General features: G+C 40.3%; 31 protein-coding genes and 1 pseudogene. 8 read left to right on the top strand and 24 right to left on the bottom strand.

What is annotated here, in order from left to right:
- Positions 1-9: 9 nt before the first annotated feature.
- From QNI29_RS09440 to QNI29_RS09425, 4 genes are all read right to left on the bottom strand, one after another.
- Entirely contained in the window at positions 10-489 is a 480-nt protein-coding gene (locus tag QNI29_RS09440) for an RsfA family transcriptional regulator (RefSeq protein WP_231416250.1), read from the bottom strand.
- Between the two features lie 651 nt (positions 490-1,140).
- Complete coding sequence (locus QNI29_RS09435; protein ID WP_231416249.1) at positions 1,141-1,902, bottom strand: enoyl-CoA hydratase/isomerase family protein; 762 nt, start codon at positions 1,900-1,902, stop codon at positions 1,141-1,143.
- Positions 1,903-2,107: 205 nt separating this feature from the next.
- Positions 2,108-2,281: a 50S ribosomal protein L32 gene (gene rpmF, locus QNI29_RS09430; RefSeq protein ID WP_188654864.1), complete on the bottom strand. Its 174-nt coding sequence runs from the start codon at positions 2,279-2,281 to the stop codon at positions 2,108-2,110.
- A gap of 48 nt (positions 2,282-2,329) precedes the next feature.
- Complete coding sequence (locus tag QNI29_RS09425) at positions 2,330-2,842, bottom strand: YceD family protein (protein ID WP_231416248.1); 513 nt, start codon at positions 2,840-2,842, stop codon at positions 2,330-2,332.
- 253 nt (positions 2,843-3,095) lie between these two features.
- Here QNI29_RS09425 and QNI29_RS09420 point away from each other — a divergent pair, with 253 nt between their 5' ends.
- On the top strand, positions 3,096-4,313 hold the full coding sequence (locus QNI29_RS09420; RefSeq protein ID WP_231416247.1) for a nucleotidyltransferase: 1,218 nt from the start codon (positions 3,096-3,098) through the stop codon (positions 4,311-4,313).
- Between the two features lie 47 nt (positions 4,314-4,360).
- Entirely contained in the window at positions 4,361-4,750 is a 390-nt protein-coding gene (locus tag QNI29_RS09415; protein ID WP_231416246.1) for a hypothetical protein, read from the top strand.
- A 102-nt stretch (positions 4,751-4,852) separates the two neighbouring features.
- Here the strand turns inward: QNI29_RS09415 and QNI29_RS09410 are convergent, their stop codons facing one another.
- Both QNI29_RS09410 and QNI29_RS09405 read right to left on the bottom strand, forming a co-directional pair.
- Positions 4,853-5,878, bottom strand: a complete 1,026-nt coding sequence (locus QNI29_RS09410; RefSeq protein ID WP_231416245.1) for a SepM family pheromone-processing serine protease — start codon at positions 5,876-5,878, stop codon at positions 4,853-4,855.
- Positions 5,865-6,662 (bottom strand): patatin-like phospholipase family protein, encoded by a 798-nt coding sequence (locus tag QNI29_RS09405; RefSeq protein WP_231416244.1) that lies wholly within the window; start codon positions 6,660-6,662, stop codon positions 5,865-5,867. The genes QNI29_RS09410 and QNI29_RS09405 overlap by 14 nt, the downstream gene beginning before the upstream one ends.
- Positions 6,663-6,830: 168 nt before the next feature.
- Between QNI29_RS09405 and ylbJ the strand changes: the two genes are divergently transcribed.
- On the top strand, positions 6,831-8,048 hold the full coding sequence (ylbJ, locus tag QNI29_RS09400) for a sporulation integral membrane protein YlbJ (protein ID WP_231416243.1): 1,218 nt from the start codon (positions 6,831-6,833) through the stop codon (positions 8,046-8,048).
- 24 nt (positions 8,049-8,072) lie between these two features.
- Here ylbJ and coaD read toward each other — a convergent pair whose 3' ends face one another.
- From coaD to QNI29_RS09385, 3 genes are all read right to left on the bottom strand, one after another.
- Positions 8,073-8,555 carry a pantetheine-phosphate adenylyltransferase gene (gene coaD / locus QNI29_RS09395; protein ID WP_231416242.1) on the bottom strand — a complete coding sequence of 161 codons (483 nt, stop codon included), beginning with the start codon at positions 8,553-8,555 and terminating at the stop codon, positions 8,073-8,075.
- Positions 8,556-8,567: 12 nt separating this feature from the next.
- A complete protein-coding gene (rsmD, locus tag QNI29_RS09390; RefSeq protein WP_255686793.1) occupies positions 8,568-9,167 on the bottom strand; it encodes a 16S rRNA (guanine(966)-N(2))-methyltransferase RsmD in 600 nt (199 codons plus the stop codon).
- 299 nt (positions 9,168-9,466) lie between these two features.
- On the bottom strand, positions 9,467-10,897 hold the full coding sequence (locus tag QNI29_RS09385) for a copper amine oxidase N-terminal domain-containing protein (protein ID WP_231416241.1): 1,431 nt from the start codon (positions 10,895-10,897) through the stop codon (positions 9,467-9,469).
- A gap of 91 nt (positions 10,898-10,988) precedes the next feature.
- On the opposite strand from QNI29_RS09385, the gene QNI29_RS09380 reads away from it, so the two are divergent.
- Positions 10,989-11,378, top strand: coding sequence for a DUF7147 family protein (locus QNI29_RS09380; RefSeq protein ID WP_231416240.1), 390 nt, complete (start codon positions 10,989-10,991; stop codon positions 11,376-11,378).
- A gap of 39 nt (positions 11,379-11,417) precedes the next feature.
- On the opposite strand, the gene QNI29_RS09375 is transcribed toward QNI29_RS09380, so the two are convergent.
- Entirely contained in the window at positions 11,418-11,696 is a 279-nt protein-coding gene (locus QNI29_RS09375; protein WP_231416239.1) for a YlbG family protein, read from the bottom strand.
- A 100-nt stretch (positions 11,697-11,796) separates the two neighbouring features.
- Between QNI29_RS09375 and QNI29_RS09370 the strand changes: the two genes are divergently transcribed.
- Positions 11,797-12,120: a hypothetical protein gene (locus QNI29_RS09370; protein ID WP_231416238.1), complete on the top strand. Its 324-nt coding sequence runs from the start codon at positions 11,797-11,799 to the stop codon at positions 12,118-12,120.
- Positions 12,121-12,126: 6 nt separating this feature from the next.
- On the opposite strand, the gene QNI29_RS09365 is transcribed toward QNI29_RS09370, so the two are convergent.
- The 5 genes from QNI29_RS09365 to QNI29_RS09345 all read right to left on the bottom strand — a co-directional run bounded on the left by QNI29_RS09365 (position 12,127) and on the right by QNI29_RS09345 (position 15,051).
- Positions 12,127-12,567 (bottom strand): YlbF/YmcA family competence regulator, encoded by a 441-nt coding sequence (locus QNI29_RS09365; protein WP_231416237.1) that lies wholly within the window; start codon positions 12,565-12,567, stop codon positions 12,127-12,129.
- Positions 12,568-12,633: 66 nt separating this feature from the next.
- On the bottom strand, positions 12,634-12,867 hold the full coding sequence (locus QNI29_RS09360; RefSeq protein ID WP_231416236.1) for a YlbE-like family protein: 234 nt from the start codon (positions 12,865-12,867) through the stop codon (positions 12,634-12,636).
- Between the two features lie 11 nt (positions 12,868-12,878).
- Positions 12,879-13,313, bottom strand: coding sequence for a YlbD family protein (locus QNI29_RS09355; RefSeq protein WP_231416235.1), 435 nt, complete (start codon positions 13,311-13,313; stop codon positions 12,879-12,881).
- Positions 13,314-13,384: 71 nt separating this feature from the next.
- Positions 13,385-14,464, bottom strand: coding sequence for a CAP domain-containing protein (locus QNI29_RS09350; protein ID WP_231416234.1), 1,080 nt, complete (start codon positions 14,462-14,464; stop codon positions 13,385-13,387).
- 158 nt (positions 14,465-14,622) lie between these two features.
- A complete protein-coding gene (locus QNI29_RS09345) occupies positions 14,623-15,051 on the bottom strand; it encodes a CBS domain-containing protein (RefSeq protein WP_231416233.1) in 429 nt (142 codons plus the stop codon).
- Positions 15,052-15,280: 229 nt separating this feature from the next.
- Here QNI29_RS09345 and QNI29_RS09340 point away from each other — a divergent pair, with 229 nt between their 5' ends.
- Positions 15,281-15,736: a YugN family protein gene (locus tag QNI29_RS09340; RefSeq protein WP_354665936.1), complete on the top strand. Its 456-nt coding sequence runs from the start codon at positions 15,281-15,283 to the stop codon at positions 15,734-15,736.
- 94 nt (positions 15,737-15,830) lie between these two features.
- On the opposite strand, the pseudogene mscL reads toward QNI29_RS09340, so the two are convergent.
- Positions 15,831-16,214: pseudogene (gene mscL / locus QNI29_RS09335) on the bottom strand (large conductance mechanosensitive channel protein MscL); the annotation flags it as partial.
- Between the two features lie 156 nt (positions 16,215-16,370).
- Between mscL and ytvI the strand changes: the two are divergent.
- Positions 16,371-17,417: a sporulation integral membrane protein YtvI gene (ytvI, locus tag QNI29_RS09330; RefSeq protein WP_231416231.1), complete on the top strand. Its 1,047-nt coding sequence runs from the start codon at positions 16,371-16,373 to the stop codon at positions 17,415-17,417.
- Positions 17,418-17,502: 85 nt separating this feature from the next.
- On the opposite strand, the gene QNI29_RS09325 is transcribed toward ytvI, so the two are convergent.
- The 8 genes from QNI29_RS09325 to cyoE form a co-directional block, all read right to left on the bottom strand.
- Positions 17,503-18,018 (bottom strand): GNAT family N-acetyltransferase, encoded by a 516-nt coding sequence (locus QNI29_RS09325; RefSeq protein ID WP_231416230.1) that lies wholly within the window; start codon positions 18,016-18,018, stop codon positions 17,503-17,505.
- 194 nt (positions 18,019-18,212) lie between these two features.
- Positions 18,213-18,674, bottom strand: coding sequence for a DUF420 domain-containing protein (locus QNI29_RS09320; RefSeq protein ID WP_231416229.1), 462 nt, complete (start codon positions 18,672-18,674; stop codon positions 18,213-18,215).
- Positions 18,675-18,757: 83 nt separating this feature from the next.
- The gene (gene ctaG / locus QNI29_RS09315; RefSeq protein ID WP_231416228.1) at positions 18,758-19,648 is read right to left on the bottom strand and encodes a cytochrome c oxidase assembly factor CtaG; all 891 of its coding nucleotides are present in this window, start codon (positions 19,646-19,648) and stop codon (positions 18,758-18,760) included.
- A gap of 258 nt (positions 19,649-19,906) precedes the next feature.
- Positions 19,907-20,224 carry a cytochrome c oxidase subunit IVB gene (ctaF, locus tag QNI29_RS09310; RefSeq protein ID WP_231416227.1) on the bottom strand — a complete coding sequence of 106 codons (318 nt, stop codon included), beginning with the start codon at positions 20,222-20,224 and terminating at the stop codon, positions 19,907-19,909.
- 3 nt (positions 20,225-20,227) lie between these two features.
- Positions 20,228-20,866 (bottom strand): cytochrome (ubi)quinol oxidase subunit III, encoded by a 639-nt coding sequence (locus tag QNI29_RS09305; RefSeq protein ID WP_231416226.1) that lies wholly within the window; start codon positions 20,864-20,866, stop codon positions 20,228-20,230.
- Positions 20,863-22,719 carry a cytochrome c oxidase subunit I gene (ctaD, locus tag QNI29_RS09300; RefSeq protein ID WP_231416225.1) on the bottom strand — a complete coding sequence of 619 codons (1,857 nt, stop codon included), beginning with the start codon at positions 22,717-22,719 and terminating at the stop codon, positions 20,863-20,865. The genes QNI29_RS09305 and ctaD overlap by 4 nt, the downstream gene beginning before the upstream one ends.
- A 21-nt stretch (positions 22,720-22,740) precedes the next feature.
- Positions 22,741-23,832, bottom strand: a complete 1,092-nt coding sequence (coxB, locus tag QNI29_RS09295) for a cytochrome c oxidase subunit II (protein ID WP_231416224.1) — start codon at positions 23,830-23,832, stop codon at positions 22,741-22,743.
- A gap of 86 nt (positions 23,833-23,918) precedes the next feature.
- Positions 23,919-24,860, bottom strand: a complete 942-nt coding sequence (cyoE, locus tag QNI29_RS09290) for a heme o synthase (RefSeq protein WP_284526975.1) — start codon at positions 24,858-24,860, stop codon at positions 23,919-23,921.
- A 634-nt stretch (positions 24,861-25,494) separates the two neighbouring features.
- On the opposite strand from cyoE, the gene QNI29_RS09285 reads away from it, so the two are divergent.
- Positions 25,495-26,415, top strand: coding sequence for a COX15/CtaA family protein (locus tag QNI29_RS09285; protein ID WP_231416223.1), 921 nt, complete (start codon positions 25,495-25,497; stop codon positions 26,413-26,415).
- Positions 26,416-26,465: the final 50 nt, after the last annotated feature.

Genomic DNA, 26,465 nt, shown 5'->3' with positions numbered 1-26,465 from the left:
CATAACGGATCAGCCTTTTTCTTTCGGAATTTGCACCCATTGCCAAAGTTTCCCCATCTCTTCCCATGCTTGATGATATCGTTTAACCTGATCCTTCAACTTTTGGTTTTCCTCATAGAGTTGAGAAAGTTCTTGTTTGTGAGGCTCAGGTTTTGCTCCAGAAACATTTTGCCTCATGGTTTCTAGAAATGAGATGGCGTCATCAATGGAAAATGCGGAGGCGATAGACTCCTCGGCAGAGGCCACCTCTTCTTTTCCAACCCCGCCTCTTTTTCTTTCTTCTTTCGCTAATTGAATCCCTTTTGAATATCGTTTACGCACAGTCGCATTCCAACGAAACCCACAAGCCGCCGAAGTGCGTGATAGCTTCCTAGCCACCTCTTCAAACGCTTCTAACTGCGTCTTCCCAAGCCGGATATAACGGAGAACCGTTTCAGCTAGTAAAACATCTTCATCCTGTGTCCAAGCATCCTGCCTCGTAGCATTCATTCTATCCCTCCTATCACGTGTAATAAAAATGTATGCAACTAATAGGAGAGATAGACTAGGGAATTAAGAAAAGCGCAGGGGGCTTGGTCAGAGGCGTAAGGATAAGACAGGACATGGAAGTGAGCTTGCTCACTGTAATGGCATGTCTTATCTCTCTAGCCTCTAGCCCCCGGAGCTAGACATTAGAAAAGCGAAGGCGACTGTTTAGCCTTCAAGGAAGCTCGACTAAGATCGCCACGTCCTGTGGCAACGTCGAACGACCCCACTTCCTGTGGGGCCGCATAAGCAAGATGCCGTAAGTTCGCAGAGCGGACTGTAGGCATCTTGCTTATGACGCTAGGGGCTAGGAGCCGGAGCTAGACATTAAGAAAAGCGCAGGGGGGCTTGGCCAGAGGCGTAAGGATAAGACAGGACATGGAAGTGAGCTTGCTCACTGTAATGGCATGTCTTATCTCTCTAGCCTCTAGCCCCCGAAGCTAGACATTAGAAAAGCACAGGGAGCTTGGTCAGAGGCGTAAGGATAAGACAGGACATGGAAGTGAGCTTGCTCACTGTAATGGCATGTCTTATCTCTCTAACCTCTAGCCCCCGAAGCTAGACACTAGAAAAGCGCAGGCGGGGTGGTCAGGAATCAGTGTATTTTAAAAAGAATTACGATTTCTGAAATCTTTCGACCGCTTCCTTATGAGCCTCATTCCCCCATAGATTTGAACAACGCCTCACTTCATCATCCATATCAGCAGAAAGAGATAACGGGATCTGTTGCTTCACATATTGCTGTTTGAAATGGATCAATTGGTCTAAATTTTTCTGCAAAAATGGTTGCAGAATGTGATCGATATCTTCAGCCAACGTATCCTCATGAATGATCCCTTGAAGCCACCCCAGCTGTATAGCTTCTTCTGTAGAATATACCCGAGATTGGACCAGCATCTCATAGGCTTTTAAAGGATGGATCCGTTGATAGAGCATCGCTCCTCCGCCCCATCCCGGTGAGATTCCTAATTTTCCTTGAACAAATCCAATCGTACTTCCTTCTGTTGCATATCTGAAGTCACAAGCAGTAGCCAGTTCACAACCACCGCCTCTGGTGTGACCGTTTAGTAACGCAATCGTAGGAACTGGGAAACGAGATAACTCATACAGCACTTCTTTCATTGGATACAATGCACTAAATGCTTCTTGGGAGGACAAATCTGCATGAAAATCATTCAAATCTCCCCCTGCACAGAACGTCTCGGTTCCCGCACCTGTAATAACTAACGCTTTTAACTCTAAATTACGAGCATCTCTAATTAACCTCTGAAGCTCTTCAATCATATCAAAGGAAAGAGCATTTCGTCGCTCAGGCCGATAAAGGGTTATCATGCCATACCCTTGTTCATATAAATCCCACTTAACATATTCGCTCATATCATTTCCCCTTTTCTCTGTCCATCTACTTTTATTGTACCAAACTATTGACGTTAAACGGTTTTAAAATAGGACAATTCCGAATGCAGACCCTTTCGCAAACAACCGAGATATAATCAATCAGTACGCCATCGAGGTCGGTCTACGTAAGAAAATAGCACAAAAAAAGAAGCGTCTCTACGAGACACTCCTTTTTTTGAACATACTATTGTTCAACCACTTGTTTACCATTGTACTGTCCGCAAGATTTGCAAACATGGTGTTGTTTAGTGTATTCACCGCAGTTTTGGCATTCTACCATTCCTGGTACGTGAAGTTTCTTGTGAGTACGACGTTGGTTTTTAACCTTTTTTGAAGTTCTACGCTTTGGTACTGCCATGTGTTACACCTCCTTCATGCACGATCCAGATTGTATGTGATGGATCTCTTACTCTTTGTTATCATCTAAAAATTGTTGAAGCTTTGCAAGGCGAGGATCCACCTTTTCTTCTTGCTTCTCCTCTGTGATTAACTGCCAGCCCTGCCCTTCAGAAAGAGCATCGTCAAGCACCTCATCATCAGCGAACACTTGCAAAGGAACCTCCAATATTACATTTTCCTTGATATAAGGCGTTAAGTCAAGAACTTCTCCAGCAATTTCATGGATCTCATCTTCACCTTCCTGGTGATAAGGAGATAAGGAGAATACTTCTACCGCATCAAAGGAAAATGGATAGTTTACATCCGCTAATGTACGAGCACAAGGGAGCGTCATCGTTCCAGATACTGCAAAACGAAAGGTTACCGTATCTCCATTACGAGTGGCTTCACCTTTAACATGTACATCAGGAATTGAACGGATGTCATTCGGCATTTCTTCTAATTCAGAAATGTCAACGCGATCATCAAACGTTACCGGTTCAAGATCTGCTGCTTTTAATTTTTGTAAAGCAAATTTCATTCTAATCACCTCAAGGCAACAAGAGTTATTTTAAAAGGAAATAGACAATTTGTCAACATTTTTTCTTTACAGCCATATTGCCGTTCATTATTTCGCTTTTATAGTCTTTTCACTATGCCACAACTTAAAGAGTGACGCAAGTAATGGCGATGAAAAGCTTATTTATATTGATTTCGCTTCCCGCATTCGGTAGTTTATAATCATAGTCAATTCTTTCAAGAACGGAAAACACAATTAGAAAGAGGGGAACGCCATGAAATCGTGCGGACTTATTGTCGAGTATAACCCTTTCCACTTTGGTCATTTATATCACTTACAGCAATCAAAGGAAGCATCCGGAGCAGATTGTATGATCGCCGTCATGAGTGGAAATTTTCTTCAAAGAGGGGAACCTGCCATTATTGACAAGTGGCACCGAACTGAAATCGCCCTCTCACAGGGCGTTGATGTTGTATTAGAGCTGCCCTATGTGTTTGCTGTACAAAACAGTGACTTATTTGCAAAAGGCTCTGTTCTCACCCTTTCAGAAATAGGAGTTGATACCATATGCTTTGGGAGTGAACAGGGGGATATCTCGCCTTTTTTGAAAGCTTATGAGCATGTGAACGCGCATGAAACGTCCTACAAGGAATCCCTCCACCAATACTTAGATCAAGGCTTCTCTTTTCCAGAAGCAAGCCGGCACGCATATGAGGCAATTGGTTTATCGAATCACGCCATTGACCTCTCACAACCGAATAACATATTAGGATACAGCTATACGAAGACCATACTTGATCATGACTTATCCATCACTCCTATGACGATTAAACGGACTCAAAGCGGTTATCACGATGAGACGATTACTCATCAGATTGCTAGTGCAACAAGTATAAGAAAATCCATTCTAGAAGGAAAAGAGATGACAAAAGAAGCTGAAGGCTCATTACCCGGGTCTTCAATAGAAAAATTAATGGAATACAAGCAAAAAGCAACTGGATGGCATGATTGGGAGCGCTACTTTCCATTACTCCAATATAAGCTTACTACCCTCTCCCCTGAAGAAATTAGATCCTTTCATGGTGTGGAGGAGGGTCTTGAACACCGCTTGCTGCATACAATTAAAGAAGCAACAAATTTCTCGGAGTGGATGACTCTACTAAAAACAAAACGGTACACATGGACACGACTTCAGCGAACGATTACTCATATTTTGACTCATACTAAAAAACAAGAAATCGAGCCTATCCTTCAGCTGAACCAGTTGCCTTATGTGCGTTTATTAGGCATGTCAGAAACTGGTCGATCCTACATTCGGCAACAAAAGAAAAAAATGGGTGTACCAATCCTTCCAAATGTGCAGTCAGGAAACCATGAATTTGTTACAATAGAGGAGCGTTCTGTGGACGCCTATTTGTCTTGTCTGCCAGCAGAACAAAAGAAACGCCTGCGCAAAAGAGAATTAGGCCCACCAGTAATGCCGCATATGTGAAACATTCCTTATTGATTGATCGTCTAAAAGTTAAAGGGGGAATGAGGTTGCGCAAACTGTTACGATGGTTCAGCATTACGTTTCTTGCGCTGTTTATTATCGTGGGATCTATTGGATTTGCATTTAAAGATACACTGTTTCAAGAAGGAAATCCTATCCCCGTCATCAGCGGCATCGTGCAGCTTAAATTTGGCGACAAACCTTATGTGCAGATTGATTCAGAATCAGAGAGCTACATCACACCACACACCCCGGTGGAGGGCGACTATTATTACATCGTCAAAACCTTTATGGGCGAAAAAGGATGGGCTTTCCTTGAGCAAGATGGAACAGACCTGATTTTCTCTAAAGGAAATGATCAAACAACCGTGGAAACACGGATGTACACTTCTGATTATTACATTTTTTCAATCAGCCAGAGTAACGCCACGACATAGCAAAGAAAGCTGAACATCAAAATATTGGCCAGTAAACTCTAAATGTCAAAAGGGCTCCAAATTGTATCTTATTGTACAATTTGGAGCCCTTTGTAGTGTTTTTTATTTACCCTTAGGTTCTAAGTCTTTCAAGTACTCTAAAGCGTCCTCAAACGTATCGACAGGCACAATTTTCATATCTGTCCCGATGTCTTCAGCCGTCTTCTTGGCAACCTCATAATTAGAGCCTTCTTTTCCTCCTTCATTTGGAGCAAAGAAAATTTCAATCCCTTCGTCATCAGAAGCCACAACTTTCTTATCAATGCCACCAATTCTTCCAACTTTACCTTCAATTGAAATCTCACCTGTACCAGCAACTTGGTACCCTTTTGTTATATCGTTTTCTGTTAGTTGATCATACATCTCTAAAGAGAACATGAGTCCAGCACTTGGGCCTCCGATTTCACCACTCTTGAATTTCACAGGAGGATCCACTTCTACACTCCTCTTGGTTGCAAGCCCAATTCCCATAATAGCTCGATTTTCTTCAGGGTGTTTTCCTAAAGAGACCGTTTTCGTCATTTCCTTACCACTTCGAACAAAGGTTACCTCTACGCTATCTCCGACTTCAAGAGGTGAAATAAGCTCAATTAACCCCTCAGATTCTTTAATTGGTGTTCCATTCACCTCAGTAATTCGATCCCCAACCTCGAGTTTCCCCTCAGCAGGCATCCCATCTTCTACACGCATAACGATCACACCATCACTTTTAATCGTAACATCTTTCCCTGCAGCCCTATATGCAACCACCTGAGCCGCTTCTTGAGAAGATGCCATCACTTGAATTTGAGCATGGTGATACTCTTCCTGATCTACTCCTTCAGGGAAGATGTCTTCAATATCGTAAACTTGATGATAAGGAAGAATTTTGGCAATTACATACCTAATAGGTGTAGCGGGTCCACCACTAACGGTAACTAAGTGCATTTCTCCTTCACTGTCATAAGCTCCCTCAACTTGTACAATAGGATTTAAATCATCAGCCGATCCCGGCTGATAAATATAATAGGGTAAACGGTACTGCGCTAAGAAAAAAGCGAGTACCACTACAATGGCAAAGACTATAAAATACCTTTTATTCTGCTTCATTTTCTGGCTCCTTCCAATGCTCTATATACGTTCGAATCGACTTAATATGCAGGTTGGCCTCTTTCTCTCCTTCATTCACAATCTCCTCTATATCTGTAAAAGCTCGTGAACTATATTTTTTGATGTCTGGTTTTAACATGAAATCTGCATTAAGATCGATCTGGCTCAGCAATTCCTCTTGCATGATTTCAATACTTTGAATAATAACATCATAAATGGATTGAACCTCATTACTACCATCGAAATGAGCACAATCCACACCAATTACAATATCTGCCCCCATCTCTCTTGCTACTGAAATGGGAACACGGTCCACAACTCCGCCGTCAACCAATAACCGATCCCCTATCTTCTCTGGAACAAATATTCCTGGGATTGAGATACTCGCTCTTACGGCATTTGCTGTATTGCCCTCTTTAAAGATCACTTTCTCGCCTGTTTTTAAATCGGTCGCAATAACTGCGAAGGGGATTTTTAGGTCTTCTATGTTTTTTCTGTGGGTAAACAAGCTTATATACTCTTTAATTCTCTTACCTTGAATAAACCCCATTTTAGGGACGGTAAAGTCTAAGTAATACTTGCGCTTAAATGTTCTAGCTAGTTTATACAGTTGATCCATATCCTGACCAGCACAATACAAGGATCCAACGAGCGCACCCATACTACTACCGGCGATGAGGTCTACTTGAATCCCTGCATCATGAAGTGCTTTCAATACACCAAGATGCGCAAAACCTCTCGCGCCCCCAGAACCTAAGGCTAATCCAATAACAGGTCTCTTCACCTTAAGCCCCCCCTTTTCTCGCCATTCTTTTCTTATTTTATGGCATAAAACCCTTTCACATGAGCGTATAGTGGTATAGAAACGCTTGTACTTTGTATGTATATGTTATGAACATTTTACTATTTCCAAAAAGAGAAGTACAGTCGGCCAATTTGTAGGGGGCTTTTTATGAAATCTCAAGTGAAATCACTCGCACTTGCTTTACTGGCATTGTTTTTAGCCTTTTCCCTAATCCGGTTCCCGGACCAAGCATTAGAAGCATCGATCCGTGGATTGAACATGTGGTGGGAAATTGTATTCCCTTCCCTTCTCCCCTTTTTTATAACGGCTGAACTATTAATCGGTTTTGGGGTGGTTCGATTTATCGGGATTCTCTTTGAACCCATCATGAGACCCATATTTAAAGTGCCTGGAGTAGGCAGCTTCGTATGGGCTATGGGAATGGCAAGCGGATATCCTTCAGGGGCTAAGTTAACAGCAAGGTTAAGACAAGAGAAACAATTGACCCGCATAGAAGCAGAGCGACTTGTTTCATTTACTAATGCCTCCAACCCTCTCTTTATATTCGGAGCTGTATCCGTAGGCTTCTTTCACGACCCTACATTAGGCGTTTTACTTGCAGCATGTCACTATGTAGGTAATACGCTTGTTGGTATTTGCATGCGCTTTTATGGTCGTGAGAACCCCGCTGAAGAAGAAGGAAACGAAACCCGTGAAAAAATCACGTTAAAGAAAGCCTTTCAAGCTCTCCACCAATCCAGGTTAGAGGAACCACGCCCTTTCGGGAAATTCTTCGGAGATGCTGTTTTATCTTCCATCCAGACCTTACTGATGATTGGCGGGTTTATTATAATGTTTTCCGTATTTAATAAATTACTCTTCCTTGTAGGAATCACACCTATTATTGCCGGGGCAATAGGTATCCTATTCCAAATGCTAACTCTGCCACAAGAGTTGACCATCCCATTTATATCCGGGCTTTTCGAAATTACGTTAGGATCCCAAATGACAGCACAAGCGGAGAACGCAGTACTTTTACAACAAGTAATCTGCGTGAGCTTTATCCTTGCCTTTAATGGTTTTTCTGTGCAAGCACAAGTTGCCAGCATTCTAGCAGATACAGATATACGATTTAGACCTTATTTCTTGGCTCGTATATTACACGGACTATTTGCAGCCATGTTAAGTGTCTTATTATTCATCCCACTATACGTCGATCGTCAAGCCTTTGAATCGAATGAGTCACCTGTTTGGATAAGGTTAAGTCAACATGAAAGTTTCTGGTCAGAACTCTTTGAAAAACTCGTTTCGATCGGTCCCTTATTAACGATTGGCTCCTTAGCTATGGCTAGTCTGATATTGTATAGAAGAATGATAAAAAAATAGCCCGGCTAACAAAATGTTAGAGGGCTATTTTTTATACTTCCCTTTTAAAGCTTCTTCAACCTGTGGAGGGACAAGTTCAGATACATCACCGTGATATTTAGAAACTTCTTTCATAATGCTTGAACTTAAGAAAGAATATTGATTGTTAGTCATGACAAAAAACGTTTCAATTGAATCATTGAGCTTACGGTTCATTGCGGTAATCTGCATTTCATATTCAAAATCACTCACCGCTCGTAAGCCTCTTAACACCACATTGGCACCTTTTTCCTCAGCATAATCAATCAGTAGCCCACTACTCGAATCGACTGTTACATTGTTAAGATGACTCGTCACTTCTTGAATCATTTCGATACGTTCTTCAACAGAAAACAGTGGGGATTTTGCACGATTATGAAATACAGCTACTGTAACATGATCAAAGATCTTTGCCCCACGTTCTATTATATCAAGATGGCCATATGTAATTGGATCAAAGCTCCCTGGACAGATTGCTAATGTCGCCATACTCTTCCTCCTCTACTCTTGTTTATAAAGGCTAATTGAAATAATACTTGAATATGTTTCATGTCGGAAGCATGTGAAAGAACCGAATGAATCTGGTAATGATTGTTCCGAAGAGTGCTCACACACGATAACGGTTTCTTCATTCACCACATTATGCTCAACCAGAGAATCCACAAGCTCTTCGTATGAGAACTTCTCATAAGGAGGGTCTAAAAAGACTAACCGGAATGATAAGCCTCTCTTTCCTGCTGCTTTAATTGCTCGGTACGCATCGTTCTTATAAACTTCAGCATAGTCTTGTAGCTTTAATGTCTTCAAATTCTCGTAGATTGTGGCAATCGCTTTAGGGTGCTTATCTACAAAAATCGCTTGATCCATCCCTCTGCTTAATGCCTCTATCCCTAAGCCTCCGCTTCCTGCAAACAAGTCCAGGCATGCTCCGCCTTCAAAATAAGGACCAATCATTTGAAATAGAGCTTCTTTTACTTTATCTGTCGTAGGGCGTGTCAACCGGTTGGGTACAGGTTGAAGTTGACGCCCTTTATGTTCTCCAGCAATTACGCGCATAGAGTCAACACCTTTCTCTAACCATTTCGTACATAATCCTACCATAAACAATCTTAAAGAGGAAACTCACAAGTCCCCTTCCACATCCCTACTTCTTCCCTTTCTAAAAGTTTTCGAAAGATCACTTTAATATTTTTCAAACTCAGAGTATAAATGGAACGTAAACCGCTCATACTGTGTAAAGAGCGGTTAGGAGTTCTCCTAATCGTTCCCGAAGACGGAGAAGACTTACGTTTCCCCATAAGTTCTTCCTCCGGTTTCTCCTCTCCCTTTGCCTTTTTGATTTGATGTGAATTAAATCAAAAAAGGTGCCTGCAGACCATGAATGTGTCTGCAGGCTTTTTTTAATTTCGAATATAGAGGTTATTCGAATCTTCTTGAACATGAATTCCAAGAATCTCTTTCATGTATCGTTCTTTTATATAAACTTCGCCATTTAATTGGAATAACACATCACTAGCAATGCCAAATGACTCTTCATTCTCAATAAATGTTTGTTTCCCAAGGGTAAACCTCCACGTATCCTCCCCTTTTCTCACGATATAAATGCCTTCACCCGGAATTCCTGTTACATCTATATGTAAGACCTCGGCCAAGCCACCGAGTGGGAAAGATCGGTTTTTGTTCATCAAGATAGGGTCCCACGCCACATCATTACGCTCCCCATTTATTACAATGGGTTTCGTTTCATAATAGAATAAAGAAACAAAAGGCTTTTCCTTTTCTTTGTTTTTTTGAAAAAATGTCGTTTCCAACCCCTCAACCTCACTGAGACTCTGGTCCAAATTAGCTACTAGGGTACCTTTTCTTTTTTTAGAAATGCTATTTAAAAACGCGTCTTTTTCCTCTGCTGATAGTTCAGCATCGAGTGCTTGTTTCACCTTTTCACCTTTTTCTGAATCAGGCTCAGTGGAAGTTGCATAAGCAACAATCGATTCAATCAACCATCTCTCTTCATCAGGTATGTCGTAGTTGCTTGTAACGAGCATACGATACCAAGCTTTTTCAACGTTTTCCAAGCTAAAGGATGGGATGGACAAAACGCCTTTAGAACCATCAGGAACATCCCTACCCACTAACAGAATGAGAGGTTGATCAGATAACGACCTATATAATTTTTCTGTATTATTCAAATTTTGTTCTGAGAGTTTTTTATTAGAGTAGATTGTTAGAGAGCCCCGAGTTTGTTCCACATAGCCTTTCGTATCTATAACATAAAGGGGAAAGTGATCCGTTTTCTGAGCTTCCCATTTATAGTAATCAATAGTTGATTTTTTTATAACCGCTTCTTTCTTAGCAGGACTGAACCATGTCCAATGAGATGGTTGCTTTTCCGCAAGTGAAACCTTCATATTCATTGGTATGTAGGAATCCTTCTGTTTTATCTTCATAAACCAATGACTACCAAACGCCTGCTCGGCTTCGCCTGATGAGATTCGGTAAGTAAAATGGAGTTTTTTATTAGAAGAAACCGTAACGTTTATAGAAGAAGACGTTTCCTCCATTAAACAAGATTCCCCCTCCTCGTATACACACTCCATATCCTCGGCACCATTTGGAACAACGAGGATATAGGTTCCTTCATTGATTCCTTTAATGGTTTGCTCAATATCCGTTCCAGACGGGGAATGAGTAATCGTAATAGAGGATGCTGGTGGATCCCCTGATTCTTCTGTTGAGGCAGGACCGTATGTATACATACTCCACTGATAGAGAACAAGGAGAATGAGTAAAAAGATTAGTGGGGTTGTGTAAAGTAACGCTTTCCTGATCATTGTTGGTAACTCCTCTTTACATTTGTAACTATCCAACCTCTTTATTTTTTGCTACAGTATCAGAAGAGATTACTATAAAAGAGGTGGCCATATGATTCAACGTTTTATCGAACTAGGGCAAGGATACTCAGACTTATATGAGTTACTTGCATTAAGTCGCAGCATGCCTGAAAGAGTGCAACATGTAATGGCATTTCACACAACAACAGGAAATGAAAAACGAACCTCGCTTGCTGTTGTCATGAAGCCGACAACTCCAGGGAACTTCCAACCTCTGTATATCTGCCGCGAAGGAGTCCCTTATCCTCACGAAACGCCTAATAAGCGTTTCGATCTGTTTAAAAACTTAGCAGAAGAGCTTGAGAAAGACATAATAGAACTCACCGTACAACCTAGTCAGATCTTCGGTGAGAAAGAGTTATTTTATCAGCATCTTATAGGGATACTACGAATGAACCGCTACATTGCTCCTATGAGTTAATCATGAAAAAGAGCACGGGACCATCATCCCATGCTCTTTTTATATACTACCATATTTGTAATCATATTCTTTCGCCTTGTCTGGCTTTGAATTTTCATATTCAGTTCGAATAAAAGGTTTATAAGAAGGTTCTACCTTAGAAATGTAATGAAGTTTGGAAAGTTTTGTCATCACGTCTTCTATTTCGTCTTGATTGACGTATAAAAGAGCATACTTATGTTTCTTCGATGCATGTACTAAATGACCATAACGTTTAATTTGGCGGATATTTTTCATATGTTGAAACCATATGACTATTCCTTGTCTTTTTGTAAACATAGGGCATCCTCTTTCATTTGTAGTTTGAAATCAGTTTAGCAAATATTGAGAAAAGGTTCAATCATTGAATGAACATCTTTCCATATGAGGAGGTAGTAGGATGACAGAAGTAGAAAAGGCTTGGGAACTTTTTTTGGACACTTTAAATGCTGAATCATGTGTTCACTTGAGTTATAAAAAAATCATCGCAGGCTTGCCTTTTGTTTATGTATTTTCAACTTCAGAGAAGATGAATCGACCTAAAGTTGAAGAAAGCTTAAAGAGGGCCGCTGCTACAGCCATGAAAGGAAAGCGCCTCACCCTCTCTATGACATACGTCCGAGAGTATGAAGCGCTTTATGTGTATCGTGTCCGTTTCCTTGTGCCACAACAAAAGATGTTTTGTTGCGGAAACATGTGCACAGACTGTATTCGATTTCAGTAAAACAGGTTAAGAACAGCCACAGCCGCCACCACTGCCACAGCCACAGCCACTGCCCGTATCCTGAAAGACTGCACCGTCTTTAGGAACTTTAATCTGGGGACTGATGCTTCCAGCAATGATCTGACTCAGTTCATCAAGTAGCTTCTGAAGCTCACGTTCTGCTACTTTGTAGGCTGCCACATAATCATTCATATCCATATCACGTTTCTTCTGACGTACCGCCTTCATAATTTGGTTGTAGTCAGGATGATATCGACCGAATCGCTCAACCTCTTCATACTGGATTTTACTATCTTGAAAAGCTCGGATCAGGCGTTGGGCCTCTCGATCCCGCTCCATATCTTGTTTAGCTTGGAGGTATCTTTCATATACGTCTGAACCTGATACCAACTTCCCTAACTGTTCACTTTGATCCAGGATTTCTACTGTCTCCGAAGTAGCTAGCAAGTAAATCACCTCCACTTGCTATTTTACCAAATTCTTTTAGAAATACGAAATATTTATGAACTTTTTTTATTCTTTCATTGCCTGAGCCATTTGCATAAGCATTTGGACCATTTGAAGTTGATTTGTCATTCGCTCCATTTTTTGAGTCGTCGTCTTCCCAAAGTAATATTTCGCTTCCTCTTCCATCCCAACAAGTACACTTGGGTCACGGGTAATTTTGCGATACCATTTAGGATTTTGCCTAATAAAATGAACAAGATCTGGACGATTATTTAGATATTGATAGACACCAGGTTGCATAGAATCACCTCTCAATCACGTCCAAAACCAAACGGGGATCTTTTAGGCGTATTTCCTTTACTTGGATTTGTCTTTTTCATATCTTGAAATTGCCCTACAAGATTTTGAATGTTTGATATTGCTCCATTTAATTGTTGAATATGGCCTTGCACTTTATTTAAATCCACATTTTCAATCATATTCATAAACTGACCCATCATTTCTTTATTTTTCCCAGAATCATTATCTTCCTCTTGCTCTTGCTCCACATCCTGAGTGTTGGCTTTTTGTTGTTCTGTTGGTTGATTGAACTGCTCCCAATAAGGATCCTCTTCACCTAGTAATACCCATTTTTCATAATAAGGCTGCCAACTCTCTCCTTTTTGGCGAACTTCCTGAATTAATTTAGGATAACGGCCCACAAACTCTTTGAACTCAGCAACAGAAGGGTGTAATTGTGAACTCATACTGAACCACCTCACCTTATGTTCTCTTTTATGGTCAGTATATGAGTAAGTAAACGCTTTTGTGTATATGCCTAATAAGGCTCTTCAAGGAAATTTTGTGTGTAATAGTAACGATAGACCCCCACTCCAAGGTGTGTGTACCCTTCATTAAGCAATGCTTCACGGTGTCCCTCACTATTTAGCCATCCTTCTACTACAGCTGGTCCATCCGGGTATTGAGCTGCGATGTTTTCACCAGCTGAGGCATATTGAATATCCCCCTTTTTCAACCGTTCCTTAAGACCTTCCCCACTCAAAGAAATATGAGAAAAATAATTGCGCTCAGCCATATCTTTACTATGCTGATAGGCGACTCCTGCAGTTAGTTCATCCCAAACGAGTTTATCCACTCCGAACCTGCTACGTAACTGGTTTGAGATGGCATAAATTTGCTGCTCTGTACCTTTCTCTATCTCCTTCCACTCACTTTCTAATAAAAGAGGTAATTCAGGTAGCTGACCAGTATAAGAAACATCATAAGGTCGATGGAGAAGAAGGATTTTATTGTTCATCACCCGAACAGAAGATAACTGATTTGTACTCTCATCAAAATAAAGTTGAATAACCTCTGAATCATTCATCTTTGAGAGAGGCCTTTGCTTAAAGTCTTCTTCGGTTAGGGTGAAGAGAAAAGACCCTTCTTCTGTTTTAATCTCAACTTCTTTTTCAAGTGTTAATTTCTCCTCTATTTCTTTCCTTGATTGACCAATCTTGATCGTATCAAGGTCTAATGAGGGGCCAATACCGAACGCAGCCACCACTTCATCATTCTCTATTCCAATCTGATAGTAATTTACAGAAGTACTATAGATCCACCACGTATACCCATAAGGTGTAGGGTCTTTACGTTCGGCTTTTCCAAATTCATTCTCAATTTCTCTCCCAGTCTTTCCAATAAGGTGCTGTAAAGAAGAAGAAGAAGAGGCTTTAGGTGGTTCAATGCTTTCTGAAATAACAGAGATCGATTCGCGTTCATCACCACCCTCTCCACTATAGTTAGAAAGTGAAAGTTCTCCTGGTGGATCCGCTCTTTCTCTCCATTCTCTTGAACCTATCACAGTACTAACGATCACTAATATAAGAAAGAGTACAACTGTTAATCTTTGATTCATATTCTCACGCCTTTCTACCACTGATACTTCAGTATAATAGAGAACATAAGTAAATATGATAGAAATCATAGAACACTACCTCGAATGAACGGAACTCCTGATGGCCCGTTAAGGTAAAATAAAAAGGCCCCATACATGTCATGGGACCTTCTAACTTATTAATGAAGTTCAGGGCGCTCTGAGATTTCCTCTAAGGCATGACCTGCTGCTTCGTTCGATTTTTGATCTAACGAAAGATCTCCAAGAGAGACGATACCAACAAGTTTACCGCTTTCTACAACTGGCAAACGACGAATTTGCTTATCCGCCATTACATCTCCAGCTTCTTTCACAGACGTTTCAGGAGTCACGGATACCATGTGATCGCTCATCACCTTTTGAATGGCTGTAGAGCCTGAATGCTTCCCTGCATATCCTCTTATAACAAGATCACGATCCGTTACCATTCCTAGAAGATTCTGCTGGTTATCACATACAGGGATGGACCCTACATTTCGCTCTTTCATTTTAGTAGCCGCTTCATACAAAGTATCATCTGCTGTACAACATGCTACATCTGTTGTCATAATATCTCTTACTGATTTCATCCATATCTCCTCCGTACCATTTATTATTGGATGGACTGTGACTCATCCCATATTTTAATGTTTCCTAAACCGCACATATCTTGCATGAAACATTGTAGGAATTGGATTTGACTAAAGGAGATTCTACATAAGCAACATTTTAATAGGGAAATAATTGCAAGTTGAGCAAGTTTTTTATATGATTAAGTAAGAACACGTTTACATAAAGACATGATGCGAGGTGGAACACATGAGAATTGAAGGTAAAGGTATCGAAGGCGCAATCGTAGAACTGAAGAAATTGGATCACTTGATGAAGAAGGCTGGTTTTGTCAGAGGTGGTCAGTGGGACTATGAACGAGTAACCTATGACTATAAAATCAACACGGCTACTAAGGGCCAGACGTATTACTTACGAGTACAAGGTTACGCTCTTGAAGGCGATGTCGATAAGCAGGATGCTACTATGCAGTTGTTAACCCCACTTCTAGGAAAACATTACTATCCTCACGGTGTAGAATACGGGGATGGAGAAGATTTTCCTGATACGCTTGTAGACAAGAGCAATAAGCTTTTAGATCGCGTTAAAGATATGATTGACGAATTTCAAAATGAGCACCTGCTCGATCGTGCTAAGAAACTCATTGACCAATATCAATTTGACGGTGCAAAAGAAATGCTTGAAAAGTACCAAAAAAATAATTAATGGAGACAGACTGTTAACGAGATCGACCGTTAGCAGTCTTTTCCTTATTTTTTTGAATGTAGACAATCGGATGATTCGGGCTATTTTGCTCCATATGGGAACGTTCTCTTAGTAGATCTCTAATGTCTCCTAAGATTTGATCTGTGGTTTCTTCTTGAAACTGAACCTGACCTTTAGCTTTCCCTCGAAGTCTAAAAATGACTTTTAGAAATAAGAAAATAGCGAATGTGATGATAAAAAAATCGACTGCCGATTGTAAAAATGCACCATACTGAATGTAAACCGTCCCTTTACCTAGCGCAAATTGGATATGCAATGCTTGGAGGTTAACGCCTCCCATCAATAAACCCACTACAGGCATAACAACATCATCTACAAGGGATTCAATGATTTTTCCGAAGGCGCCTCCAATTACAACAGCTATGGATAGATCCAGTACATTCCCTTTCGTAGCAAAAGCCTTAAACTCTTTCCACATGGACAATCCCCCTTCTCGTTTCATCGTATGTTCCAAAGCAATAATACATGATTCTTATTTAAGGTTTTTAACTGTTCAAAAGGAGAGGTTCATGCTATATTTTCATTATGAGAGTGTTGATTGAAAGGAGCTTCTGAAAGTAAATTGTTCCGTTATATGAGTAAAAGACATTGGGTTCTAATTTTTCTAACCGTTATCTTATTAATTGGTGCTTACTTTATATTACCTGTATCATTGCCACTCCTATTGGCTTTCTTTACAGCGCTATTTTTAAACCCATTGGTAAGGTGGTTACAGTACAAATTTCGCTTTAAGCGGAAGCTTTCTGTGATTATTGTTTACATCACATTTCTAATTGTCATCGGGCTGGCCGGCTCATTATTAGTAACCAAAGCCGTTACGCAAGTTATTAATGTGGCAAATAATGCACCTGCCTATTTCGAACAGATCGAGGAATTCTTTGATGAATGGGCAAAAGACACTAATCAATTCGTAGAACGTTTCCCTGTTACAGTAGTAGATGAAGTAAATGGGACCTTGAAAGAGAAGTTCGATACATACACAGAAGAATACAAAGTGGACGACCAACTGAAGAAGATAGGAAATTTCCTCGCTGAAATTCCTAACTATTTAGTAAGTTTCTTAGTGTATTTAATCGCGCTGTTCTTATTTATGTTAGAAATTCCAAAGCTCAAGGCCAAGGCGTACGAACACATGACTTCTGAAACAGCTGAAAAGGTCCGCTTTATGAATAGCCGTCTTTCCTATGTTGTTTTCGGATTTCTGAAAGCTCAATTTCTAGTTAGTATTATTATCTTTGTAGTATCCTTACTAGGGTTACTGTACATTTCGCCTAAAGTGGCTGTATTAATGTCGCTTATCATTTGGGCAATTGATTTCATACCCATTATAGGATCAATCGCAGTACTTGGTCCATGGGCTTTGTATGCTTTTATTGTGGGCGATCTCGCAATGGGAACAGAATTATCTATATTAGCCGTTGTTCTTCTGGCCATACGCCGTACTGTTGAACCGAAAGTAATGGGACGCCATATTGGATTATCACCTTTAGCCACACTGATCGCCATGTATTTAGGCTTAAAACTAATCGGGGTATTAGGTTTCTTCATTGGGCCATTTATTGTGATTGCGTTCAACTCAGCGAAAGAAGCCGGTATCATTAAATTTAACTACAAGATTTAATAAGAAGAATAGAAAAGGACTTTATCCATAAAAAAGGTGTTATGGCTTCTATAGCCACAACACCTTTTTTTGGTTACTAAACGGTTTATCTTTGCCAAGACGTTTTCTTATGCGCTTCAAATACAATTAACCCGTCTTGTTCACCAGTACGTTTGAACCCATTCGCTTCTAAAACCTTACATGATGGCACATTTTGTGATGTACACCTTGCAGCAATTGTTTCAACACCATCTTGGGAGAATGCCCAATGAACCATAGAGTCAATAGCCTCTTTGGCATATCCTTGGTTTCTATGAATATTGGAGATAAAATATCCGATCTCTACCACCCCGTCAACGGGTTTCCCTTTAAAACCAATATCCCCGATTACCATATCCTTATGTTTATGTAAGATAATCCAAGGGCCAAAACCAAACTCTTCCCCATCATTTTCTAAAGCCTCTACATATATAGGCAACATGGCTTTTAAACCATCATCTGGCCATAACGAATCATACTTCACCTTTAGCCAGTCGGGGTAACTCTCTGGACTGACCATGAGCTGCTGAGCTTGGGATATGGTGATTGGTGTCATAATCAATCGCTGATTCTCTATATTCATTGTGTTTCCACCTTTCAAATTAGTCGGAAATCATTCAGGTCCATTATGTATGTAACTGCTTCTTCCTTTACTACTCTTACCTTTTCTTTCAGTATCTTAAACCAAATCCCGTGTTTTTACTAATGTATTTTAATGGAGTGACCTAAAACATAACAAAAGCCTTCTATCTATAGTCCTTAGATAGAAGGCTTTTGTTAAAATCCTAATATTGCTTTAAACATGCTGGTCGTTTCTCCGCCCTTATAAAACACATACAGGAGTAAATAAACAGCCACTCCAGTAACTGCAGTAAAGAACCAGATCACGCTTGTGATAGGTCCAATTTTACGGTGTTTGCTTATATTGCGCTTAAAGGCCAATACGAGTGTAACAATTCCAAATACTCCCCCTGTTGTTGCTAAGATAATATGAAAGATTAAAAACAACGTATAATAAATCTTAATATCATCCGGGCCACCAAAGCTTGTGTTTCCTACAAAGATTGTTCTAGAAAGGTAGATAATAAAGAAAATGAGCGCGCTTACAGCACCCGCAATCATAACCTGCTTATGCGCGACAACCTTTCCCTTAGCAATCAGAACCCATCCGATTGCAATAAAAATGGCACTAATGACGATAAAAGACGTACTAATCGTCGGTAATATTGGCAACATCATCAATTCCCCCCATACTCCTCAATTGAACACTCTATCTATTATTATGTATAAATAAACTCCTCTCTCTAGAAGAGGAGTTATCATTAGTTTGACTCACTTGGTAATGGATCAATACTTGTACTCTCTTTGTTGAACCAAGAGAAGAAAATAATCGCTAGAATCGTGCCATACACAATTTCTTGCGTAATCTTCATAATAATTCCACCTGTAGCCTGATCCTCTCTTATAGACATCGGCGAAAAGATTTCAGGACCACCTAAAGATAGACCATCGAGTACTCCTGGTGGAACACAAAGGGACATCGCCTGAGCCCAGGAAGATGGGTCGCTATAAGTGCTATAAAGGGCAGTCTCTGCGAATATGATCAGCCCACAAGCAGGTGTGATAAGTACACCATTGGCAAAAATGTATCCGATCTTCAGTAATGGTGAAAGTTTATCTAGTTCTTTTAAAGGAGCGAAGATTGGAAGCCATACTAAAAATGCTGTAATAAGTATAACAGTGGTCACAACTGCGTGTGCAGTCGCATTGGATTTAGTGAAATCAAATACAACAGGTATATGGTATAGCGAAAACAGCCCGTTAAAAAGCAACAACGCAATAAGCGGCTTTGATAAAAGATACAACACATTCTTTAAAACCGGCACCGAAAATACTTTCTCCCACATCCAAGAAGGCAATCCTTTAATGATTAAAATCGGAAACACTAAATAATATAAAGCCATTTGGATCATATGGGCGGTGAATATGATATGCCCTAAGAGATCAACAGGTGATCCTTTTATAGCATAAAGGAGAGCTAGTCCAATATAAAACATACTTTGCTCGGAAGCAGTAGGTTTTTCATAATCCCCGAAACGCTTTCTTAAGGGACCTGTAAGGAGAAAATATAAAACACCTAAAGCTAGGACAAACATAAGGTAATACGGACTCCACAAAGCCCTAAACCCAAAAATTTGTATTTCTAACCACATTCATCTCACTCCATGTCTCTGTCTTTGATGGATAACTTACCACCATTATATCGTATTTTGGACTGAAAACCCACGCCGTTCTCACCTGAAGATTGACAAGAGTTTGACAAATTCGTGAAACCACCTCTTCTAGCCCTTTTTGGTTAAGGAATTGAGTGGAGAAAAGGGAGATCCCCTAAATTATAGAGGAGTTTATTCCCTCCATTCTTTTCACCAAAAAAAGGTTGGAGAGGAATTTCCTCTCCAACCTCCTTCCTTTTACCACCAAACAATCGTAACCATGGTAATGACCGTTAACAGGGCTACAAATACTCCAGAGTATAAGAAAAGCGCTGGTAAACCGTGTCCTTTATGGTACATATGCATAAAGTAGTAAAGTTGAAACCCAACCTGTACGCATGCCAGAAGAATAATGACCGGTATGGTAAACAGCGGGTCATATTCTGCGATAACCATACCAAACGCTACAAGCGTAAAGATGATCATTAAGGCGAAAGTAATGAGCTGGTACTTCATTTCTTCTTTGTTCTTTTGTTTGTAAAACTCATAACTTGTGGAATTGGTGTTATTCGCCATAGATTAGCCCCCCAATTTTCCCATTAGGTACACAACTGTAAAGATGAATACCCAAACTACGTCAATAAAGTGCCAGTAAAGGCTCGCAATATAAAACTTAGGTGCATTATACAAGTTAAGACCACGTTTAGCGTTACGAATCATAATCGTAAGGATCCACAACAATCCGAACAACACGTGACCACCATGGAATCCAACGAGTGCATAGAAAGCTGAACCAAATGCATCTGATCGGAACGTATGGTTTTCATGCACGATGTACTCATAGAACTCATAGATCTCGCAGCCAAGGAATGAAAACCCTAGTAAAACTGTAATTCCTAACCAGAGCTGCATCTTTTTGAAGTCTAAGTTTTTCATATGGTAAATCGCATATACACTTGTTAAAGAACTGGTCAAAAGGATGATCGTCATAATAAAGACGAGTTCAAGACCAAATAATTCAGCAGGACCTGGCCCATTTGTATTCGATGCTTCCCCGTTTAGAGCTAAATAGGTCCCGAATAAACTTGCAAATAATACAGTTTCTCCACCTAGGAAAAACCAAAATCCTAAAAATTTATTTTTTCCTTCTAGGGTGGCTTTTTCAGGTTCGTGTGGGCTTTGCCCTGGCTTTAGTCTTTGTAGTTGGTCGCTACTCATTCAGAACCAGCCCCCTTTTCTAGATCTTCTTTATGAATATGGTAGCCGAGGTCATCTTTAACAGATCGAACAAACATAGATCCTAGTGTAATCAACATACCTACAAACACTAATCCTAACCATTTGCTGTCGTCTACCTGGTAAATGAAACCAAATCCTGCAATAAATAAACCTAAGGACATAACAAATGGAATAAAGGAATTATTCGGCATATGAATGTCTCCAAGTGGCTCGGCAGGTGTCATTTTTCCGTTACCTTGTCGCTTTTCAATCCATAGAGGGTCAAGTCCGCGAACAAGAGGAGTTTGAGTAAAGTTATAGAACGGCGGTGGTGATGGAATTGACCACTCTAGTGTTCGACCATCCCACGGGTCTCCGCTTACTTTCTCACCTTTCACAGACGTCACAATAACATTGTAAAGGAAAATGACAGCACCAATGGCCATTAAAACAGCACCAATCGTACTCACCAAGTTTCCTAAATCAAGATTCTGATCAGGTAAGAACTTCCAGTAACGACGTGGCATTCCCATTAATCCTAAGAAGTGCTGGATAAAGAATGTTAAATGGAAACCAATAAAGAATGGCCAAAAGGCAAGCTTACCTAATTTCTCACTTAACATCGTACCGAAGAATTTAGGCCACCAGTAATGAAGCCCCGCAAATACTCCAAATACTACCCCACCTACGATAACGTAGTGGAAGTGAGCTACAACAAAATACGTATCATGATACTGATAGTCAGCAGCAGCTGCTGCAAGCATAACCCCGCCAAATCCACCAAGTGTGAAGGAAGGGATAAAGGCTACGGTCCAAAGCATAGGCGTAGTCATCCGTATGCTTCCGCCCCACATTGTAAATAACCAGTTAAAGATCTTAATACCAGTTGGAACGGCAATGGCCATGGTTGCAATAGCAAAGATCGAGTTGGCAACTGGACCTAAACCAGTTGTAAACATGTGGTGCGCCCATACCATAAATCCTAAGAAACCAATTAAAACCGTCGCAAATACCATTGCGGAATAACCGAATAATCGTTTCTTAGAGAAAGTTGAAATAATATCACTAAACAATCCAAAGATCGGTAAGACCAGAATATAAACTTCTGGGTGACCAAAGATCCAGAACAGATGCTCCCAGATGACGTGGTTTCCTCCCATTTGTGGGTCAAAGAAGTTGGCCCCGAACATACGGTCGAACATCATTAAGAATAATCCCACTGTTAAAGCTGGGAATGCGAAAAGAATAAGTACACTCGTAACAAATGCTGTCCACGTAAATAGTGGCATACGCATATATGTCATACCTGGTGCACGCATATTTACAATCGTTACAAGGAAGTTAATCCCCCCGATTAGCGTACCCGCACCAGCAATTTGAAGACCCATTACATAGTAATCAACCCCGTGTCCCGGAGAAGTTGTGGACAATGGTGCATAAGCTGTCCACCCTGCATCAGGTGCACCTGTGAACCAGGAAATGTTCAGTAAAACGCCTCCAAAAAAGAAGAGCCAAAAACCTAATGAGTTTAAAAATGGAAATGCTACGTCACGTGCTCCGATTTGTAATGGAACAGCAATATTCATCAATGCAAAGATCAATGGCATCGCTGCTAAGAAAATCATCGTTGTTCCGTGCATGGTAATCAGCTGGTTATACATTCCAGCAGAGACAAAATCATTGTCAGGCACAGCAAGCTGAATTCGAATCAGCATTGCTTCTAATCCACCCGCAAGGAAGAAAATACCACCAGCAATTAGGTAAAGGATCGCAATTTTCTTGTGATCCACTGTGGTCAAGTAATCCCATAGGGTAGCGCCAAAGCCTTTCTTTTGCGCAGTAGCTGTACTCACGCTACGACCTCCCTTTTCTCTCTATTCTTGTGCTTCAGCATCCTCAGGTGTAATATCTGAAGGATTCAGCTGTAATAAGTAATCCGCCAGTTGATCTGCTTCTTCAGAAGTTAACGGATTTTTAGCCTCTGTATTCCCGTATTTACCTGTCATCTTATTACCCGGTTTTATTTCTTCCGGATGTTGAAGCCACTTAATAAGATTTTGTTTGTTGTTGTCTAAGATACCAGCAATCTTAACGCGCGAAGCGAAGTTTGTAAGATTTGGCCCTACTCCAGCTGGTGCAGACCCGATGGCATGACAGCCAATACAGCTGTTATTAAACAACTCTTTACCGGCTTGTGCCGATTCAGATTCAGGCGTAGCGTCAGTATCTACATTTTTCATGTCTTCTGCCCACTGATCAAATTCCTCAGGACTTACGGCTATGACTTTAAAGCTCATAAGCGAGTGGGATGGACCACATAGCTCAGCACACTTACCGTAGTAAACGCCTTCTTCGTATGCATTAATCCACATTTCATTTACGTTACCATCTCCAGGGTTTGTATCCATCTTCCCAGAGATCGATGGAACCCAGAACGAGTGAATAACGTCACTTGCTGCTAATTTTAAGTATACGCGCTCCCCTGTAGGGATATAGAGATCTTGACTTGTTTGAATCTCAAGACCGTTATAATTATAATGCCACCAATACTGCTTACCTGTAACTTCAATCGTTACAGCATCTTCTTTGTCCTCTTCTGACGGTGTTGTGTCAGCGAGCATAAATGTTTTTTGAACAGTTGGTACTGCTAATACTACTAAAAGTAAAATCGGAACAACTGTCCATAACAATTCAAGAAACTTGTTTCCTTCAGTTTGCTTAGGAATATAGTCTTGATTGTCATCTTTCTGACGATAGCGAATCAATACAAAGAAATAGATCGCCATAACAATGACCCCAACGACGACCATTATGATAACGCTTAACATCATCAGGTCATAAATGACATCAGCGCCTTCACCCTTAGGTTCGAGAGCTGTTAGGTTAGGTAACCCACAACCCGATAGGGTCAGCAACATGATGCCAAAAAGGAACAGAACGCGAGACTTTCCCATCCATCCTTTCATTAAAGATACCTCTCTTTCTCTTTTTAATATTGCAAATTTTTATTATTAAGAATCAGGAAAACTCGTTAAGAGTTTTCCTGATCAACTTAAAAAGGGTTAGGCAATGTAACAACAATCATCGCTACAAATAGAATGGTCAAATAATTTAAAGAGTAAACAAACATCCATGTAGCCCATTTCATATCATTCTTCATAAAGAAGCCTGCTACCCCTATGGCAAACCATCCAATACTAAGTAAGGCTGCGATCACCATGAAGACTGTCCCTAGAGAATGTAAATAGAACGGGAATGGTAATAAACATGCTGTGTATATAACAATTTGGCGTTTTGTAATGGAGAAACCGTGGACAACTGGAAGCATTGGAATGCCGGCCTGACGGTACTCTTCTGTTTTCTTCATAGCAAGTGCTAAGAAGTGAGGTGTCTGCCAAATAAACATAACAAAAAATAATCCCCATGCTACTGGATGTAATCCAGGGTCAACAGCAGCCCAGCCAATTAAAGGCGGAACAGCCCCAGAGAAACTACCAATAACCGTATTCAATGTGTATCTTCTCTTCGACCACATTGTGTAAAGCACCACATAAGTAAACCAACCGAAAGCTCCGATTAAAGCAGCTACCCAAGTGGTAAACAATAAAAAGAGAAGCCCTAGTGAAGTAACGGAAATCCCCATAATCAGAATATGCTTCAATGAAATCGTCCCCGTTACAGTAGGTCGACTTTGGGTTCGAGACATTACTTTGTCAATATCCCGATCGTAATAGTTATTAATAATGCAGCCACCTGCTATGACAAACGCGACCCCAATCATAGACATCAGGAATGCTTGCCAGTGGTCAATGAATTGTGACCCTGTAAAATGGACTGCCAGCCAAAATCCTGCAAATGCAGTCATTAGGTTTGAATTTATAATTCCAATCTTTATCAATGAGAGGATATCTGCCCATAAGGATGAAGTTGATTCATCTCTAGCTGGACGATTCATCACTTGTGTTGTTGATTCAACAGTTCTTGGATTGTTCATCGTTCTTCGTATTCCTCCTTCAACCTTCCCTCACCAATCGTTCATATTTACTTAGTATAAACAAACTCCATTCATTTTAAAGGAGGGCGTGTTATAAAACTTCTTTTATGAACGCAATGATTCTAAACATTCCATCCTATTGTATCATGGAATAGATTTTCTATCTATTTAATCAGAGATATTTTAAGTTGTGAAATATCTGTGAACACCCCTCTGATCAGACTTATAAAACAAGATTTCTGTTTTAGAATAAGACAACTTGATTAGTGGTGAAGAATGAGAAATCTCCGGGAACAAATCCCCTATTTATTTCTAGCAAACAACCGTTTACATTGCAAGCACTTTTTGACAATTGTTGATAAAATATCAAAACAATTGGCTACTGAACTCTAAAGGAAAGACAGTTTCCTTATAGGTATGACTAGCTTACACCGATCACATACTTTGACCAAAGATAATCTATCTAAACTCTGCTTTCTAAGGAGTCTAAAACGCCAGACATTTAATAACAAGAAGAATCATGGTAGTATAGAGTTTGTGTCGATTTGGTGAACATTACGAACGATAATTGCACTTATTTTTTCGTTTATATTAATATAGATATGTTCCACTAAATATACAGAGAGGTGGAGAAATGATTAAATTACTAAAATGGCTTTCCGTTCTGTCGTCTCTTGGAATGCTATTCGTCTTAATAGGTGGCGCACTAGTTACGAAAACGGAGTCAGGCATGGGGTGCGGAAGAAGCTGGCCGCTATGTCATGGTCAAATTATCCCATCAAACATAACCCCAGAATTAATTATTGAAATGGCTCACAGACTCGTATCCGGCGGAGTCGGACTTTTTGTATTAGTGTTATCCATATTAGCATGGAGATATATAGGACACATCCGAGAAACTAAATTACTTGCATTCTTATCCATCTTTTTCTTAGTTGCCCAAGGATTAATCGGAGCAGCTGCAGTTAAATTTGGACAATCCGATTTTGTATTAGCGATGCATTTTGGGATCTCATTGATTTCGTTTGCATCCATTTTCTTATTAACCTTATTGATTTTTGAGATTGATAGGAAATTTGATGCTGACTCCTTATACATTGACCGAGGGTTACGTGTTCAATTTTACAGTTTAGCTATTTACACATTAGTAGTGGTTTATACAGGAGCATTGGTACGTCACGTCGGAGCAAGCGTTGTATGTTCTGGCTGGCCATTCTGTGATAATAGCAGCCCTCTTGCATTCGGTTCATTCAATATGTATGAGTGGGTTCAAATGGGACACCGCTTTGCAGCAGGCTTAATATTTGTATGGGTCGCTTATCTATTTGTCAGAATAAGAAAGCAATATAAGTCAAAAGGTGTCATGAGATCTGGCTGGAACCTTGCCCTCATCCTAATGATTCTGCAGGTGTTCTTAGGAGCAATGATTATAGTGACACAGCTCAATCTCTTTATCGCTCTTTTACACGCTCTAGTGATTGCTTGCTTCTTTAGTCTATTGACTTACTTTATCTTGCTTTCTTCACGTAGTGCGAAATACGATAAAACAAAATAATAATTAGTTGGAACAAAAAAGTCCGTAGGGAGGATCCCTACGGACTTTTT

The organism is Pontibacillus chungwhensis (assembly GCF_030166655.1).
GTDB lineage: Bacteria > Bacillota > Bacilli > Bacillales > BH030062 > Pontibacillus.
This window is presented reverse-complemented; position numbering and strand designations above follow the sequence as displayed.